The sequence below is a fragment of the Blastococcus sp. LR1 genome, from assembly GCF_020166105.1.
Lineage (GTDB): Bacteria > Actinomycetota > Actinomycetes > Mycobacteriales > Geodermatophilaceae > Blastococcus.
The window spans coordinates 148903-163639 of sequence record NZ_JAIUJY010000003.1; the positions used below are offsets into that span (position 1 = coordinate 148903).

The 14737-nt window shown below is 73.3% G+C and carries 17 protein-coding genes and 1 riboswitch; of the genes, 11 read left to right on the forward strand and 6 right to left on the reverse strand.

Annotation, left to right across the window (positions count from 1 at the left end; all coding sequences use genetic code 11):
• Positions 1-49 precede the first annotated feature (49 nt).
• Complete coding sequence (locus tag LBW97_RS09425) at positions 50-670, reverse strand: FMN reductase (protein ID WP_224499165.1); 621 nt, start codon at positions 668-670, stop codon at positions 50-52.
• The gene (locus LBW97_RS09430) at positions 667-1824 is read right to left on the reverse strand and encodes an LLM class flavin-dependent oxidoreductase (protein ID WP_224499166.1); all 1158 of its coding nucleotides are present in this window, start codon (positions 1822-1824) and stop codon (positions 667-669) included. The genes LBW97_RS09425 and LBW97_RS09430 overlap by 4 nt, the downstream gene beginning before the upstream one ends.
• 286 nt (positions 1825-2110) lie before the next feature.
• Between LBW97_RS09430 and LBW97_RS09435 the strand changes: the two genes are divergently transcribed.
• The 3 genes from LBW97_RS09435 to LBW97_RS09445 all read left to right on the forward strand — a co-directional run bounded on the left by LBW97_RS09435 (position 2111) and on the right by LBW97_RS09445 (position 4395).
• Positions 2111-2860 carry a DivIVA domain-containing protein gene (locus LBW97_RS09435; protein WP_224499167.1) on the forward strand — a complete coding sequence of 250 codons (750 nt, stop codon included), beginning with the start codon at positions 2111-2113 and terminating at the stop codon, positions 2858-2860.
• 53 nt (positions 2861-2913) lie between these two features.
• Positions 2914-3405 carry a universal stress protein gene (locus LBW97_RS09440; protein WP_224499168.1) on the forward strand — a complete coding sequence of 164 codons (492 nt, stop codon included), beginning with the start codon at positions 2914-2916 and terminating at the stop codon, positions 3403-3405.
• 69 nt (positions 3406-3474) lie between these two features.
• A complete protein-coding gene (locus tag LBW97_RS09445; RefSeq protein WP_224499169.1) occupies positions 3475-4395 on the forward strand; it encodes an SMP-30/gluconolactonase/LRE family protein in 921 nt (306 codons plus the stop codon).
• A 15-nt stretch (positions 4396-4410) separates the two neighbouring features.
• On the opposite strand, the gene LBW97_RS09450 is transcribed toward LBW97_RS09445, so the two are convergent.
• On the reverse strand, positions 4411-5064 hold the full coding sequence (locus LBW97_RS09450; RefSeq protein WP_224499170.1) for a TetR/AcrR family transcriptional regulator: 654 nt from the start codon (positions 5062-5064) through the stop codon (positions 4411-4413).
• A 148-nt stretch (positions 5065-5212) separates the two neighbouring features.
• Between LBW97_RS09450 and LBW97_RS09455 the strand changes: the two genes are divergently transcribed.
• The 7 genes from LBW97_RS09455 to LBW97_RS09485 all read left to right on the forward strand — a co-directional run bounded on the left by LBW97_RS09455 (position 5213) and on the right by LBW97_RS09485 (position 11328).
• Positions 5213-6703: an NAD(P)/FAD-dependent oxidoreductase gene (locus tag LBW97_RS09455; protein WP_224499171.1), complete on the forward strand. Its 1491-nt coding sequence runs from the start codon at positions 5213-5215 to the stop codon at positions 6701-6703.
• Positions 6703-7551 (forward strand): SDR family oxidoreductase, encoded by an 849-nt coding sequence (locus LBW97_RS09460; RefSeq protein ID WP_224499172.1) that lies wholly within the window; start codon positions 6703-6705, stop codon positions 7549-7551. Before LBW97_RS09455 ends, LBW97_RS09460 begins: the two co-directional genes overlap by 1 nt.
• Before the next feature lie 4 nt (positions 7552-7555).
• Complete coding sequence (locus LBW97_RS09465) at positions 7556-8194, forward strand: methyltransferase (RefSeq protein WP_224499173.1); 639 nt, start codon at positions 7556-7558, stop codon at positions 8192-8194.
• Between the two features lie 118 nt (positions 8195-8312).
• Positions 8313-8469: riboswitch (cyclic di-AMP (ydaO/yuaA leader) on the forward strand.
• 196 nt (positions 8470-8665) lie between these two features.
• Complete coding sequence (locus LBW97_RS09470; protein ID WP_224499174.1) at positions 8666-9448, forward strand: transglycosylase SLT domain-containing protein; 783 nt, start codon at positions 8666-8668, stop codon at positions 9446-9448.
• 52 nt (positions 9449-9500) lie between these two features.
• Positions 9501-10178 carry a DUF72 domain-containing protein gene (locus LBW97_RS09475; RefSeq protein WP_224499175.1) on the forward strand — a complete coding sequence of 226 codons (678 nt, stop codon included), beginning with the start codon at positions 9501-9503 and terminating at the stop codon, positions 10176-10178.
• A 122-nt stretch (positions 10179-10300) separates the two neighbouring features.
• Positions 10301-10819: a SigE family RNA polymerase sigma factor gene (locus tag LBW97_RS09480; RefSeq protein ID WP_224499176.1), complete on the forward strand. Its 519-nt coding sequence runs from the start codon at positions 10301-10303 to the stop codon at positions 10817-10819.
• The gene (locus LBW97_RS09485; protein ID WP_224499177.1) at positions 10816-11328 is read left to right on the forward strand and encodes a hypothetical protein; all 513 of its coding nucleotides are present in this window, start codon (positions 10816-10818) and stop codon (positions 11326-11328) included. Before LBW97_RS09480 ends, LBW97_RS09485 begins: the two co-directional genes overlap by 4 nt.
• Before the next feature lie 12 nt (positions 11329-11340).
• Here LBW97_RS09485 and LBW97_RS09490 read toward each other — a convergent pair whose 3' ends face one another.
• The gene (locus LBW97_RS09490; protein ID WP_224499178.1) at positions 11341-12495 is read right to left on the reverse strand and encodes a glycoside hydrolase family 3 N-terminal domain-containing protein; all 1155 of its coding nucleotides are present in this window, start codon (positions 12493-12495) and stop codon (positions 11341-11343) included.
• A gap of 191 nt (positions 12496-12686) precedes the next feature.
• Between LBW97_RS09490 and LBW97_RS09495 the strand changes: the two genes are divergently transcribed.
• Positions 12687-13088, forward strand: coding sequence for a hypothetical protein (locus LBW97_RS09495; protein WP_224499179.1), 402 nt, complete (start codon positions 12687-12689; stop codon positions 13086-13088).
• On the opposite strand, the gene LBW97_RS09500 is transcribed toward LBW97_RS09495, so the two are convergent.
• Together LBW97_RS09500 and LBW97_RS09505 are read right to left on the reverse strand one after the other, a co-directional pair.
• Entirely contained in the window at positions 13082-13528 is a 447-nt protein-coding gene (locus LBW97_RS09500; protein WP_224499180.1) for a hypothetical protein, read from the reverse strand. The genes LBW97_RS09495 and LBW97_RS09500 overlap by 7 nt on opposite strands.
• Positions 13529-13720: 192 nt before the next feature.
• Positions 13721-14440, reverse strand: coding sequence for a GAF and ANTAR domain-containing protein (locus LBW97_RS09505; RefSeq protein ID WP_224499181.1), 720 nt, complete (start codon positions 14438-14440; stop codon positions 13721-13723).
• Between the last annotated feature and the right edge of the window lie 297 nt (positions 14441-14737).

Genomic DNA, 14737 nt, shown 5'->3' on the forward strand with positions numbered 1-14737 from the left:
GGCTCGACGCGCCGTCCGGGCGGGCAGGCAGACGATGATCAACTGCTGGTCACAGGCCCTTGAGGAGGTCCTCGAACGACGTCGTCGGATCGGCGAACGGGTCGGCCGGGGCCGCCGGCGGGCGACCGGCGACCAGGTCGGCGAGCTCCTCGGCGGCGCGGCGCACCCGACCGGTGAGGGCAGGGGTGCCGCTGTCGCCGCCGGCCCAGTCCTCCGACGCCGCGAACACCGCGGTCGGCGCCACGGTGGCCCGCAGGTAGGAGAACAGCGGGCGCATGGCGTGCTCGAGCACCAGGGAGTGCCGCGCGGTGCCCGCCGTGGCGCCCAGGAGCACCGGCTTCCCGGTCAGCGAGTCCTTGTCCAGGACGTCGAAGAACGTCTTGAACAGCCCGCTGTAGGACGCCGAGAAGACCGGGGTGACCGCGATCAGCCCGTCGGCGCCGACGACGGTGTCCACCGCACCCCGCAGCGACTCGTTCGGGAACCCGGTGAGCAGGTTGTCGGCCAGGTCGCGGGCGTGCTTGCGCAGCTCCACGACCTCGACGGTGGCGGTGATGCCGCGCCCGGTGAGCGCGGCCTGGGCGGCCGCGGTCAGCCGGTCGGCCAGCAGCCGGGTCGAGCTGGGGTTGCTCAGCCCGGCGCTGACGACGGCGAGCGTGCGGGTGCTCATCGGATCGCCTCCTCCGCGGTGCGCCCGGGGGCCTGTCCGGTGACGCTGTCGCCGCCGGCGTGCACCGTCGCGTCCTTCGCCCCGCCGGCCGCGGCCACGCGGGAGGCGTGGGTCGGGGCGGCGGGCACGTGCGCCGGCTTGAGCGCGGCGAACTCCTTGCGGAGCACCGGCACGACCTCCTCGCCGAGGATGTCGAGCTGCTCGAGCACGGTCTTGAGCGGCAGGCCGGCGTGGTCGATGAGGAACAGCTGGCGCTGGTAGTCACCGACGTAGTCGCGGAAGCCGAGCGTCCGCTCGATGACCTGCTGCGGGGAGCCCACGGTCAGCGGGGTCTCGCGGCTGAAGTCCTCCAGCGAGGGGCCGTGGCCGTAGACCGGTGCGTTGTCGAAGTAGGGCCGGAACTCGTTCACGGCGTCCTGGCTGTTCTTGCGCATGAACACCTGCCCGCCGAGGCCGACGATCGCCTGGTCGGCGGTGCCGTGGCCGTAGTGCTCGTAGCGGCGGCGGTAGAACTCGACCATCTTCTGGGTGTGCTCGGCCGGCCAGAAGATGTGGTTGGAGAAGAAGCCGTCGCCGTAGTACGCGGCCTGCTCGGCGATCTGCGGGCTGCGGATCGAGCCGTGCCAGACGAACGGGGCGACGCCGTCCAGCGGGCGGGGCGTCGAGGTGAAGCCCTGCAGCGGGGAGCGGAACTTGCCCTGCCAGTCGACGACGTCCTCGCTCCAGAGCCGGCGCAGGAGCGCGTAGTTCTCCACCGCCAGCTCGATGCCGTTGCGGATGTCCTGGCCGAACCACGGGTACACGGGCCCGGTGTTGCCGCGGCCCATCATCAGGTCCACCCGGCCACCGGCCAGGTGCTGCAGCATCGCGTAGTCCTCGGCGATCTTCACCGGGTCGTTGGTGGTGATCAGCGTCGTGGAGGTCGACAGCTGGAGCTTCTGGGTCTTCGCCGCGATCCACGCCAGCGTCGTGGTGGGGGAGGACGAGAAGAACGGCGGGTTGTGGTGCTCGCCCAGGGCGAAGACGTCGAGCCCGACCTCCTCGGCCTTCTGCGCGATGGTCAGGACCGCCTGGAGCCGCTCCGCCTCGGTGGGGGTGCGGCCGGTGGTCGGGTCGGTCGTGATGTCGCTGACCGTGAAGATGCCGAACTGCATGTCCGCCTCCGTGCTAGTTGAGAGTGCAACTATCTCACCCGCTGCAACACGGCCTCCCCCTCTCCTATGCCCGCTCCTCCGGATGGGGGTGAAGAGCCCCGGCAGCGATGCGTAGTCGGTCCGGCACGCGCCGCCGTGGCGCCACCGGAGCGCCCGGCGTGGCGGGTCACGGCTCAGTCACGGTGCCGCACCCTCCGGGAGCGGCCTGGCAGATTCGGTGGCACCTAACTTCCCAGGGGGGCGCATGCGGTCGGTCCGACAAGTCGAGTTCGTCGAGAACCGTGTCGTGGACGGTGAGGCGCCCTCGGAGGAGTCCCTGGCCGGCCCACCGCGTCCGGCCGGAGCGCTCGAGACGCTGCTCGACCACCGTCCCGCCTTCCGCGGATCGGTCCGGGGCTACGACCGCCTCGAGGTGGACAACTACGTCGCCTGGGCCGAGGGGGAGCTCGCCACCGCGCAGCGGGAGCGGGAGCACCTGCTGGACCGCCTGGTGTCCGGCGCCGCCGAGCTGGAGATCTCCCGGCGACTGCTGGCCGAGCGCCCGCATCCGCGCCCGGTGGTCAGCGACCGGGTGGGGGAGATCCTCCGGCTCGCGGAGGACCAGGCCGCCGAGGTTCTCGCCGCCGCCGAGAGCGAGGCCGGCCGGATCATCGCCGACGCGCGCCTGGAGGCCGACGCCCGACTGCGGAAGGCACACGAGATCCGGGAGCTGGCCGGCAATGTCGCCGACCAGCTCCGGTCCGACGCCCAGCGTGACCGGGCGGAGGCCGCCGCGCTGCTCGCGCAGGCCGGCCGGGGCGCCGAGGCGCTGGCGCGGGAAGCGGCCGAGGAGCGCGAGCGGCAGGCTGCCGCGGCACTCGCCGAGCGCGACCGGATCGCCGCGGACCTGGCCGACCTGCACCGTCAGCGGGAGGAGGTCCGGGCCACGCTGCGTGGGCTCGCCGACCGGCTCGGGGAGGCGCTGCGCGCCGTGGGCGTGCCCGACCCCGACGACCTCGTCCTGGCCGGCGGCCCGGGGGAGCCGGTTCCGGCCTGACGGCCGCCGGTGGGATCCTGTTCCGACCGGAGGACGACGAGAGGCGGTCGGGCGTGGACGCGGTGAACGAGGACGTGCGGATCGACGGCGGGATCGTCGTGGGGCACGACGGATCGACGTGGGCGCAGGAGGCACTGGGGTGGGCCGGCCGGCTGGCCGCCCGCGCCGGACTGGAGCTGCACGTCGTGCGGGGCTGGTCCCTTCCGACCGCACCGCGGCCGGCCGGCTGGGAGCCGGGGTCCGTGCCGCCGCTGGCCGACTGGGAGCGCGCGGTCGCCGACGAGCTCGCCGCGCACGTGGCCGCGGCGGCGGTGGACCCGTCCGTGCGCGTCACCGCCCACGTGGTGCACCGCTCGCCGGTGAAGGCGCTGCTCGCTGCCGCGCAAGGTGCCGACCTGCTGGTGGTCGCGGCCCGTGGCGAGGGCGGGTTCGCCGGCCTCCTGCTCGGCTCGGTCAGCGACCAGCTGGTCCACCACGCGGCCTGTCCGGTGACGGTGGTCCGCAGCGGCCACGGCGGGCACGCCTTCGCCCCGGGACCCCGCTGACCCCTGCGGGACGTCGTGCACACTGCCGCTGACCTGCGGAGCAGCCGCGGGCCGGAGCGGAGGAACGGCGTGCGCGACTTCAGCGGAACCACGGTGGTGACTGTCGGCGAGGGGCCGGAGGACGTCCTCGTCGACGGGGCCGGACGGGTGTACACCGGCCTGGCCGACGGCCGGATCGTGCGCGTGGCCGGTCCGCAGGGGCCCGTGGAGACCGTCGCGCGGGTACCGGGTCGGCCGCTGGGCGTGGAGTTCCTCGGCGAGGGGGAGCTGCTCGTCTGCTCGTCCGAGGGCGGGCTGCTGGCGGTCACCCTGGCCGACGGCGCCGTCCGCACGCTGGCCGACCGGGTGGAGGGGCGTCCCCTCGAGGCGGTCAACAACGCCGCGGTGGCCGCCGACGGCACGATCTACTTCTCCGACTCCTCGCAGCGCTTCCGCATTCCGCAGTGGCGCGCGGACCTGGTGCAGCGGACGGCGACCGGGCGGCTGTTCCGGCGCACCCCCGACGGCATGGTCACCGAGCTGCTCGGCGGGCTGGAGTTCGCCAACGGGGTGGCGCTGGCGCCGGACGAGTCCTGGGTCGCCGTCGCCGAGACCGGCGCGGCCCGGGTGCAGCGCGTCTGGCTGACGGGGGAGCGGGCCGGCGAGAGCGAGGTCTTCGTCGACGACCTGCCCGGGCATCCCGACAACATCGCCCTGGGCTCCGACGGCCTGATCTGGATCACCCTGCCCAGCCCCCGGGTCTCCTCGCTGGCGGTCATCCACCGGCTCCCCGCGCCGCTGCGGGTGCTGCTCAGCAAGCTGCCCCCGAGCCTGCAGCCCAGCCCCGGCCGGACGCTCGGCGTCCTGGCCGTCGACGCCGAGGGGCGCGTGGTGCACCGGCTGAGCGGGGAGATCCCCGGCTTCGAGATGCTCACCGGCGTCCGCGAGGCGCAGGGCCGGCTCTGGTTCGGCAGCCTCACCGGCAGCACGCTGGCCACGGTCGACCTGTGACCGTGCAGCTGTGAGTCAGACGTCCCCGACGGCGCCGTAGACCGCTGACAACCACACGCCCAGCAGCACGTCGACGACGTCGGACTCGGGAACCGAGGGGCCGTCGCCGGTGAAGGTCGCGTAGAGGACCCGCTCGTTCATGGAGGTCAGCGCGACCGCGAGGTCGCGCGCGGGCAGGCCCTGCGGCGCCGCGCCGCGGGCGCGCTCGGCGTCGATGGCGGCGGCGCACTGCTGCACCCACCGCTCGAAGACCGAGGACCACAGCGCCCGGACCTCGGCGTTGGTCGTCCGCGCCTCGGCCCAGGCCACGGTGAGCGCCCGGTGCCGACGGAAGGTCTCGTAGTAGGCGGTGATGGCGCGCGACCACCCCTCGCGGGCGCTGGTGGCCGGCGTGCCGAAGACCTGCCGCATCGAGCTGTCGGCCTCGGCCACCACCCGGTCGAGCAGCGACAGCAGGACGGCGTCCTTCGACGAGAAGTAGAAGTAGAAGGTGGGCCGGGAGATGCCCGCGCCGCGCGCCAGGTCGTCGACCGAGATCGACCCCAGGGAGCGCTCGGAGAGCAGGCGCTCCGCGGTCGCGAGGATCGCCAGCTCCCGGTCGTCGCCAGAGGGCCGGACGGGCCGTCGGCCGCGTCCGGTGCCGGGGGCATCACCCTGAGCAGTCGACACAGCAAGGGAGGATAACCGCTGCTCCTGCGTAACTCGACACCATGTTGACTCGTTCGACAAGGCGTCGATACGGTCGGCGGCGCAGAGTCCTGCGACAGCGACGACCAGTCCCCGGCTCCGGCCGGACGAGCAAGCGGAGAGAGCGGACATGACGAGCGAACACCTGGACGTCCTGGTGGTCGGAGCGGGGCTCTCCGGCATCGGTGCGGCCTGCCACCTCGAGACCGAGCGGCCCGGCAGCAGCTACGCCGTCCTGGAGTCCCGGGCCGCCATGGGCGGCACGTGGGATCTCTTCCGCTACCCGGGCATCCGGTCGGACTCGGACATGTTCACCCTGGGCTACGCCTTCCGGCCGTGGAAGGAGTCGAAGGCCATCGCCGACGGCGCGGACATCCGCTCCTACATCGAGGACACCGCGCGGGAGTACGGCGTCACCGACAAGATCCGCTACCACCACAAGGTGGTCTCGGCGGACTGGTCGAGCGCGGACAGCCGCTGGGTCGTGACCGTGGAGCGCACCGACACCGGCGAGACGCTCGAGCTCACCTGCGACTGGCTGCACACCTGCGCGGGCTACTACAGCTACGACAAGGGCTTCAGCCCGAGCTTCGAGGGCGAGGAGCGCTTCGCCGGTCAGATGATCCACCCGCAGCACTGGCCCGAGGACCTCGACCTCACGGGCAAGAAGGTCGTCGTCATCGGCAGCGGCGCCACCGCCGTCACCCTGGTGCCCAATCTCGCCGAGCAGGCCGCCAAGGTCACGATGCTCCAGCGGACGCCCAGCTACATCCTGTCGCTGCCCGGGCGCGACCCGCTGGCCAAGGCGCTGAAGAACCGGCTGCCCGACAAGCTCACCTATCCGATCGTGCGCTGGAAGAACGTGCTGGCCTCCACCGCGCTGTACCAGCTCAGCCGTCGCCGTCCCACGCTGGTGCGCGGCCTGATCCGCCGGCTGACCGTCAAGCAGCTGCCCGGCTTCGACGTCGACACGCACTTCAACCCGCCGTACAACCCGTGGGACCAGCGGCTGTGCCTGGTGCCCGACGGCGACTTGTTCCGCACCCTGCGCAAGGGCAAGGCCGACATGGTCACCGACCGGATCGCGCACTTCGACGAGACCGGGATCCAGCTGGAGTCGGGCAAGCACCTCGAGGCCGACGTGATCATCACGGCGACCGGGCTCAACCTGCTGCCGGTCGGCGGAATGACGCTGTACCTGGACGGCACGGAGGTGAAGCTCTCCGAGACCGTCTCCTACAAGGGGATGATGCTCTCAGGCGTGCCGAACTTCTCCATGGTCATCGGCTACACCAACGCCTCCTGGACGCTGAAGGCCGACCTGGTCAACCGCTACGTGTGCCGGCTGCTGGACCACCTGGACGCCGAGGGCCTCGCCACGGCGACGCCGGTCGCGCCGCCGGAGGGCGCCGACGCACCCTTCCTGGACCTCGCCTCCGGCTACGTGCAGCGCAGCCTCGACGGACTGCCGAAGCAGGGCGGCCGCACCCCGTGGCGACTGCACCAGAACTACATCCTCGACGTGCGGATGATGAAGCGTGGATCGCTGGAGGACGAGGGCATGACCTTCCAGAAGCAGGCCGCCGTGCCGGCCGCCGCGGCCCCGTCGGTCGTGGCGTGATGCGCGAGTGCACCTTCGCCGGGGGCACGGCAGTTCTCACCGGCGCGGCCAGCGGCATCGGCGAGGCGCTCGCGCTCGACCTGGCCCGCCGGGAGAGCCACCTGGTCCTGGTGGACCGGGACGCCGAGCGGCTCGAGGGCGTGGCGGGGCGGATCCGGGGCGAGCACCCCGCGCTGCGCGTGGTCACGCACGTCGTCGACCTCTCCGACGAGAAGGCGACCGCCGTCCTGGCCGAGACGCTGGCGGCCGAGCACCCCGAGACGACGCTGCTGGTCAACAACGCCGGCGTCGCCCTCGGCGGGCGGCTCGACCAGGTCAGCCTCGAGGACTTCGACTGGGTCATGGCGATCAACTTCTCCGCCGTCGTCCGGCTCACCTACGCGATGCTGCCGGTGCTGAAGTCGCACCCGGGCGCGCACGTGGTCAACGTGTCCAGCGTCTTCGGCATCTTCGCGCCGGCCGGCCAGGTGGCCTACGCGGCCAGCAAGTTCGCCGTGCGCGGGTTCAGCGAGTCGCTGCGGCACGAGCTCGCCGAGGACGGCGTCGGTCTCACCGTGGTGCACCCGGGCGGGATCAAGACCCGCATCGCCGAGACCGCCCGCACCGGCTCCGGCGTCTCCGCCGAGGAGTACGAGAAGGGGCGCAAGCAGTTCTCGCGCATGCTCCGCATCCCGCCGGAGAAGGCCGCCGCTCAGATCGTCACGGCCATCGAGAAGCGCCGTCCGCGGCTGCTCATCGGCGCGAGCGCGAAGGTGCCCGACGTGCTCGTGCGGCTGATGCCGGGGCGGTACTGGCGGCTGGTCGGCAGGGTCGCCGGCCCCCCGCGCAGGCCGGGCACCGCAGACTGACCGGGTGCCCGACGTCCCCCCGGAGTTCATCCGCGCCCACACCCGCCCGGTCCGCCCGGAGCTGGTGCCCGAGGTCGAGCTGCTGATCGCGGCCGACGTCGTCGCCCTGTGGGAGGCGATGGAGACCGAGCAGGGGCGGACCTCGACCGATCCGCCGTTCTGGGCGGCCGCCTGGCCCGGCGGTCAGGCGCTCGCCCGGTACGTGCTCGACAACCCGCAGGTGGTGGCGGGCGGCCGGGTCCTGGACCTCGGGGCGGGCAGCGGGCTGGTCGCCGTCGCCGCGGTGAAGGCCGGCGCCGCCGAGGTGCTGGCCAGCGACGTGGACCCGTTCGCACTGACCGCGATCGCGGTCAACGCAGAGGAGAACGGCGCCGCGGGGATCACGCCGGTCGGTGACGTGCTGGGCGGGGATTCGCCGGACGTCGCGGTGATCCTGGCCGGCGACGTCTGCTACGACCGGGAGATGACCGACCGGGTGCTGCCCTTCCTCGAGGCGGCCCGCGCCCGCGGGGCCGAGGTGCTGATCGGCGACCCCGGCCGGGTGTACCTGCCCGAGGACCGGCTGAGCTCCGTGGCCACCTACGAGGTGCCTGACACCGAAGGGCCGGGGGTCCGCCGGACGACGGTCTGGCGGCTGCCCTGACCCGGGGAGCGACTCGGCTCACAGCCCGATAGTTGAGCCCCGGGGATTGTCACGAACGGATAACACTGGTTACCGTGGCTGAGCCCGGCCGGTCACTCACTCCCCACCCGGGGAGGTCCACCGGGCGCCGCCGAATCGCCCGCTGCTCCCGAGCCGCGAGCGAACCGGGGACCCACCGCAGTACTGGGGTGAATCCTGCGCCGCACCGGCGCGGGTAGGGCTACTTCTGCGCCCGAATCCGTCAGCTAACTCGGTAGGCGGCTCACAGAAGAAACGGAGCACCGCCGCATGGCGAGCCTGCGGGCCCACCTTGCACGGAACCGCAGCCGGTACGGAGTCTCGCGCGCGCCTTCCCCGCGCTGAGCGCCCGGGCCACCCGCCCGACACCCGCTGCCACCCGACCACTTCGCAGCCGTCCGACGCCGCCCCCGGCCGGACCGCCGCGCCCTGCACCTGGAGCAGTTCCTCCCCATGAACCTTCGTCTCACCCGTGCCGCACGCCCGTCCACCGGCACCCGCAGCGCCGCTCTGCGCGCCCGTCGCCCCGCGCTCCTGCTCGGAGTCGCCGCCGCCGGCGCCCTGATGGTCAACGTGGTCACCGCCGGCGAGCCCGCCGCGCAGGCCGAGCCCCAGCTGGCCTCGGTCAGCGTCGCCGAGCAGCTCGGCATCACCCAGGAGGCCGCCCCGGTCGAGGAGCACGCGGTCACCGCCGTCGACTCCCTGGGCGAGCTGGCCGCCAGCCGCAGCGAGCGGCAGGCCGCGCAGGACGCCGCCGTCCAGGCGCAGATCGCTGCCGACCAGGCCGAGCTCGACCGCCGCGCCGCCGAGGAGGCAGCGCGCAAGGCCGCCGAGGAGGAGGCCGCACGGAAGGCCGCCGAGGCCGCCGCGGCGGAGGCCGCGCGCAAGGCCGAGGCCGCTGCCGCATCCGCCCGCCCGGGCCGCGGCACCACCACCGCCGCCGCGCCGGCCGGCTCCTACAAGCAGTACGCGATGAGCAAGGTCGGCAGCTCCGGCGAGTTCTCCTGCCTGGAGAGCCTCTGGGGCAAGGAGAGCGGCTGGAACCCGAACGCCCAGAACCCCTCCAGCACCGCCTACGGCATCCCGCAGTTCCTCGACTCCACCTGGAAGGGCACCGGGATCGCCAAGACCTCCGACGGCTACCGGCAGATCGACGCGGGCCTGATCTACATCGAGAACCGGTTCGGTTCCCCCTGCGCCGCGTGGTCGCACAGCCAGTCCAAGGGCTGGTACTGAGAGGGCAGTGCACATCGGGACGTCGGGGTGGAGTTATGACCACTGGGACGGCGTGCTCTATTCGCCCGGCACGCCGCCTCGGGGCCGGCTGGGGCACTACGTGCGGCGGTTCGGCACCGTCGAGCTCAACGCCAGCTTCTACCGCTGGCCGCGGGACTCCTCGTTCGCGAGCTGGCGGCGTCGGCTGCCACCGGGCTTCCAGCTCTCCGTCAAGGCGCCCCGCGGCCTGACGCACGCGAAGAAGCTCTACGCCCCCGAGGCGTGGATCGGCCGGATGACCTCGGCCTGGCACGAGCTCGGCGACCGACGCGCGGTCCTGCTCCTCCAGCTGCACCCGGCGCACCAGCGCGACGACGCCCGGCTGGCCTACGTCCTGGAGCGGCTGCCGCCGTGGATGAGGGTGGCCGTGGAGTTCCGCCACCCCAGCTGGCACGACGACGCCGTCTACGCCCTGCTGGAGCGGCACGGCGCCGCGTACTGCGTCATGAGCGGCGCGGGCTTGCCCTGCGTGCTGCGCGCCACGGCGCCGTTCGTCTACGTCCGCATGCACGGCCCCGATTCCCAGCACCTCTACGCCGGCTCGTACTCCGACGACGACCTGCGCTGGTGGGCCGACCGGCTGGGGGAGTGGCAGGCCGGCGGGCGCGAGGTCTACGTCTACTTCAACAACGACGGACACGGCCACGCCGTCCGCAACGCCGAGCGGCTCCGTGAACTCGTAGCCGGGTGACGCCGCGCACCTCGCCCGATCGGGGGCCGGTGCGGAGAGATCGGCGGCCGACTCAACCTTCGGTGCCGTGTCGGGCGTGTTCAGAGGTAGAGCACCCGGCCGGGTGCCGGAGCGGAGGCATCGTGGTCAGCGGCGACGAAGGCGACTTCGCCGAATTCGTCGAGCAGTGGTCACCCGCGCTGCTGCGGGTGGCGTTCCTGCTCACCGGCAACCGCTGGTCGGCGGAGGACCTCCTGCAGACGGCGCTCCTGAAGACGTCGCGGCGGTGGTCGGCGATCGCCGACCCGCAGGCTGCCTACCCCTACGTCCGCCGAGTGCTCGTGACCACGCAGACCAGCTGGCTGCGGCGCCGCCGGGTGACCGAGGTGCTGGTGGACCAGCTGCCTGATCACGGTCCGCCGCCGGACGAGGCGGGGATCCTCCCGGGCCGCGCGCTCGCGGCGCTGGAGACGCTGCCTCCGCGGATGCGGGCGGTCGTCGTCCTCCGCTACTACGAGGACCTCTCCGAGGCCGAGACCGCCGCGGCGCTCGGCTGCTCGCCCGGCTCCGTCAAGAGCCAGGCGTCCCGCGGGCTGGCCCGGCTCCGGGCCGAGCTCGCCCCCTCGACCGGGAAGACCGCGCAGCGAGAGGAAGTCCGATGAACAGCAGCGACCTGACCGACGCCCTGCGCCGCGACGCCGACCTGGTCGGGGAACCGCCCGGTGACCTGCTGGAGCGGGTCGAGCAGCTGCACCGACGGAGCAACCGCCGCCGGGCCGGCCTGGTGGCCGCCGCCGCGGGCGCGGTCCTCGTGGTCGCCGCGGTGCCCCTGCTGGACCGCCCGGACCGGCCCGACCGCGGAAGCGTGGCCGCACCGGCGGGGCCGACGACGCCCGGCGTGGCGGAGCAGCACGCCGACCTCGCCGCCGAGTTCGGGATCGTCGATCCACCGGTTGTGCCGGTCGTCGAACTGGTCACCCCGGAACGGCGGGCTGCGCTGGTCGAGAACTGCCTGGCCGGTCGGGGCTGGCGACTCGTCGAGGGGGCCTACGTGGCGTCGGAAGCGCAGCGGGCCGACTTCTCCCTCGCCAACTACGTCTGCATGGCCAGCTATCCGATCGACCCCTCCTACGTCGGCACGCCGGAGGAGGAGGACCGCATCGCCGACTAGGCACCGCGGCGGTCAGTCCAGCAGCCCGGCCCGGTCCTTTGCCGCCAGCGTCGTCCGGACGGCGTCGTCGACCAGCTCGGCGAACGCCGGGTCCTGATCCGCGCGCCCGACCACGGCGTCGATCATGGCGGGCACGGGTTCGCCGTCGACGGTGAGCACGAGAGTTCCGCCGGCCGCGAGGAACCGCACCGCGCGCTCGCCGGGCGGGATGCCCTCCACCGCGTCGGCGTTCGCCAGGTCGTCGGAGATGACCACACCGTCGAAGCCGAGGCGCTCGCGGAGCAGCCCGGTGACCACAGGTCGGGAGAAGGCCGCCTGGTTCTCCGGGTCGATCAGCGGATAGACGGCGCTGGACATCATCACGAACGGCTCGGCGGAGATGCGGTCGAGGGCGTCGGAGTACGCGGTGACCTGCTCGTCGTCGGGGCCGGTGCCCGGGTCCACCACGCTGGCCCGGGTGTCGGTGTTCCCCTGCACCCGGCCGAGGCCGGGGAAGTGCTTGAGCGTGGCGACGACGCCGTGCGCGGCCAACCCGTCGGAGATCGCGACGGCGTCGGCGGCGACGTCACCGGCGGTGCCGCCGTAGTGCCGGTCGACCGCGCCGATGGGTTCGTTGCCGCCCTCCGTGCCGGGCGGGACGACGTCGGCTACCGGCGCCAGGTTGACGTTGAGGCCGGCCGCGTTCATCGAGGCGCCGATCTGCTCGCCGAGGGTCCGCAGCTCGGCGTCCGGCAGCCGACCCTGCTCGACCGCGGTCGGGAGCAGGTCGAACCCCGGGCCCTTGAAGGTCTGCACGAGGCCGCCCTCCTGGTCGGCGGCCATCCACAGGGCAGGGCCGGGCGCCGCCTCCTGCCAGTCGCGCGTTCGCGCGGCCAGGTCGGCGGCGGGCATCCCCGTCCGGCCGTGCAGGAAGACCCCGCCTACCCCGGTGCGGACGATGTCGGCCCCACTGTCCAGGTCGTCCAGGGGCACGCCGGCCACGAACAGCTGGGCGACCCGCTGGCGCTGGTCCAGCTCCTCCAGCGCCGCGTCCACCCGGTTCGCGCTGGTCGGCGCCGCCGGCGCCGAGGCCGTCGGGGAGGAGCCCTCGGCCGCCGTGGTGGCGGTGGCGGCGACGGGGCGCGTCTCGGTCGTGGTGCAGGCGGCCAGCGCGACGGCGAGCGTCACGGACGCGACAGCAGGGAGCAGTGGACCGCGGATGCGCACGATTCTCCCGGAGCAGGTGGAAGGGGTCCGTCAGCAGTGTTCCCGACGGGACACCCGGGCATGCGCGAGGTGCGAGGGCGACTGGACCGCTCGCCGCGGAGGTGCTCGGCTGCCTAAGGTCGGGGGACCGCACCCCAGCCGGAGGGACCCCGATGACCGAGCCCGACGCCGCCGACCCCGCCGTGCCGCCCCCCGGGCTCGTCGGGCGTTCGATCGACGAGTTCGTCGGCCAGCTCCGCGGCTTCACCGACCGCGCGCGCAGCCTCGCCGGCAGCGCCACCGCCCGGCTGCCGTTGCCCGCCCTGCCGAGCCCGCCCGGCGCGCTCTCCGCCGCCCAGGTGCGGGCGATCGCGGAGATGGTCGGCGCCCAGCGCAGCTCGATCGCGGCGATGCGCGCCCAGCTCGACGCCTTCGACCGGCAGCTCGAGGTGCTGGAGAAGATCTTGGACCCGCTGGTCGAGTGGAGCTCCACCTGGGCGCGGCTCGAAGAGGCGGTCGGCGACTTCGTGCGCCACGGCGAGCGTCGTTCCGAGGGCTCGGACCCCGCTCAGTAGCCGTCGTCCTCCTCGTCGTCCCGCGGTCGGCGGGGCGGACGGCGGAGCAGGCCGGTCACCGTGCCCATCCGGGTCTGCGCCTGGCGGAGCCCGGCGATCAGTGGCACGAGGTCGTCCTGGATGTGCCGGAGCGTGTCGGGCACGGTCTCCACGACCGGGTCGTCGAGCACCCGGGCCACCCGCTGCAGGCCCGGCTTCAAGGCTCGCACCGGCTCCTCGAGGTCGTCCACCAGCGTCTCCAGGCGCTCGGCCGTGCGCTGCACCGACGCGATCGTCTCCGTGGCGGAGTCGACGAGCTGGATGAGCTGCCGCACGGTGCCGTTCAGGTCCGACAGCGTGCGCGGGAGCTGCGCGAGCGCCTCGGTCTGGGTCTGCAGCAGGGAGAGCAGCTCGCCGAACCCGGGGATGCGGGGGAGGCCGAGGCCGCGAAAGGGATCCACCTGGTCACCGTCCGCGAGTGCCGGCGTGCACGCAACCCGGCCGGTTCGGGGGGACGATCCAGCGGCCGGTTGCTGGACCGCTGGATCTCGGCCCCCCCGGGCCGCCGGCGACCCGGGGGGCCGTGAGTCCGGGATGCCCAGTGCGGACCGGCCGCATACGTGCTGGGCGGAGTCGGTTCAGGCGGGGTCGGTTCAGGACGGGTCGAGCTCGCCGGTGTGCACGAACTGGATGGCGACGTCCCGCAGCTTGACGTTCCGCTCCATCGACAGCCGGGCCAGGATCTGGAAGGCCTGGTCCGCGGTGAGCTTGAACCGCTCCATCAGGATGCCCTTGGCCTGGTCGATGACGGCCCGGGACTCCAGCGCAGCCTGCAGGTGCTCCGCCCGATCCACCGCGGTCTCGTACAGGTAGATGTTGGAGACCGGCCCGACCGCGTAGGCGGCGAGCCGGGAGACCAGGTCACGGGTGCGGGGGTCGTCGACGTCTGCCTGCCGTGCGTAGACGTTCAGCCCGCCCTGGACCAGCTCCTGGGACGGCAGGGGATAGGAGAAGATGCTGTCCACGCCCCGGGCGGCGGCCTCTGCGGCGAACTCCGGCCAGGTGCGCTCGGCGTGGGTGTTCGGGATGCCGGCGTGCCGCCCCGTGGAGGCGGCCTCCAGGCACGGGCCGGCCCCGAGGCGGTACTGGACCTGGTCGAGCTCGTTGGCGAGCTCACCGCTGGCCGCGACGGTGGTGGGCCGGCCGCCGGCGAGGATGGTGACCGAGGCCAGAGGCCGGCCGGGAAGGATGCGGGTGGCCAGCTCGGTCACCTTGTCGAGCACCGACTCGAGCGAGTGCTCGGCGAAGGACAGCCGAGCCAGTTCGTCGAAGGCCGGTTGGACGACGGCGGAATCGTCGTCGGGCGGTGTCACGGGGGTACTCCGTCTAGGGCTGCAACCGGTCACGCAGATGCCGGCGGTGAGGGAACGACCCCGGGGGTTCCAAGGTCGCTCCAGCGCCGGGCCGAAGGCCCGGCCGCACGCCGGCTGTGTGACGCGCTTGTCGCGGCATCGAGCATAGCCAGTCTCCGGCGTGGGGCCACGCAGGCCTGACCTGCGGGAGCGTGGTGGCGGTCGTCAGGATCCTCCAGAAGCTCACGGTTATCTCAACGAGGGGCGTAGCCTTGACCTTCGCTCACGTGGGCACACGCTTCGAGGGTCGGTCAGAAT

What these genes read in the sequence shown, in the direction of transcription:
- LBW97_RS09430 (WP_224499166.1), bottom strand. Translation starts at nt 1,824, where the DNA reads ATGCAGTTCGGCATCTTCACGGTCAGCGACATCACGACCGACCCGACC.
- LBW97_RS09470 (WP_224499174.1), top strand. Translation starts at nt 8,666, where the DNA reads ATGAACCTTCGTCTCACCCGTGCCGCACGCCCGTCCACCGGCACCCGC.
- LBW97_RS09425 (WP_224499165.1), bottom strand. Translation starts at nt 670, where the DNA reads ATGAGCACCCGCACGCTCGCCGTCGTCAGCGCCGGGCTGAGCAACCCC.
- LBW97_RS09485 (WP_224499177.1), top strand. Translation starts at nt 10,816, where the DNA reads ATGAACAGCAGCGACCTGACCGACGCCCTGCGCCGCGACGCCGACCTG.
- LBW97_RS09460 (WP_224499172.1), top strand. Translation starts at nt 6,703, where the DNA reads ATGCGCGAGTGCACCTTCGCCGGGGGCACGGCAGTTCTCACCGGCGCG.
- LBW97_RS09455 (WP_224499171.1), top strand. Translation starts at nt 5,213, where the DNA reads ATGACGAGCGAACACCTGGACGTCCTGGTGGTCGGAGCGGGGCTCTCC.
- LBW97_RS09495 (WP_224499179.1), top strand. Translation starts at nt 12,687, where the DNA reads ATGACCGAGCCCGACGCCGCCGACCCCGCCGTGCCGCCCCCCGGGCTC.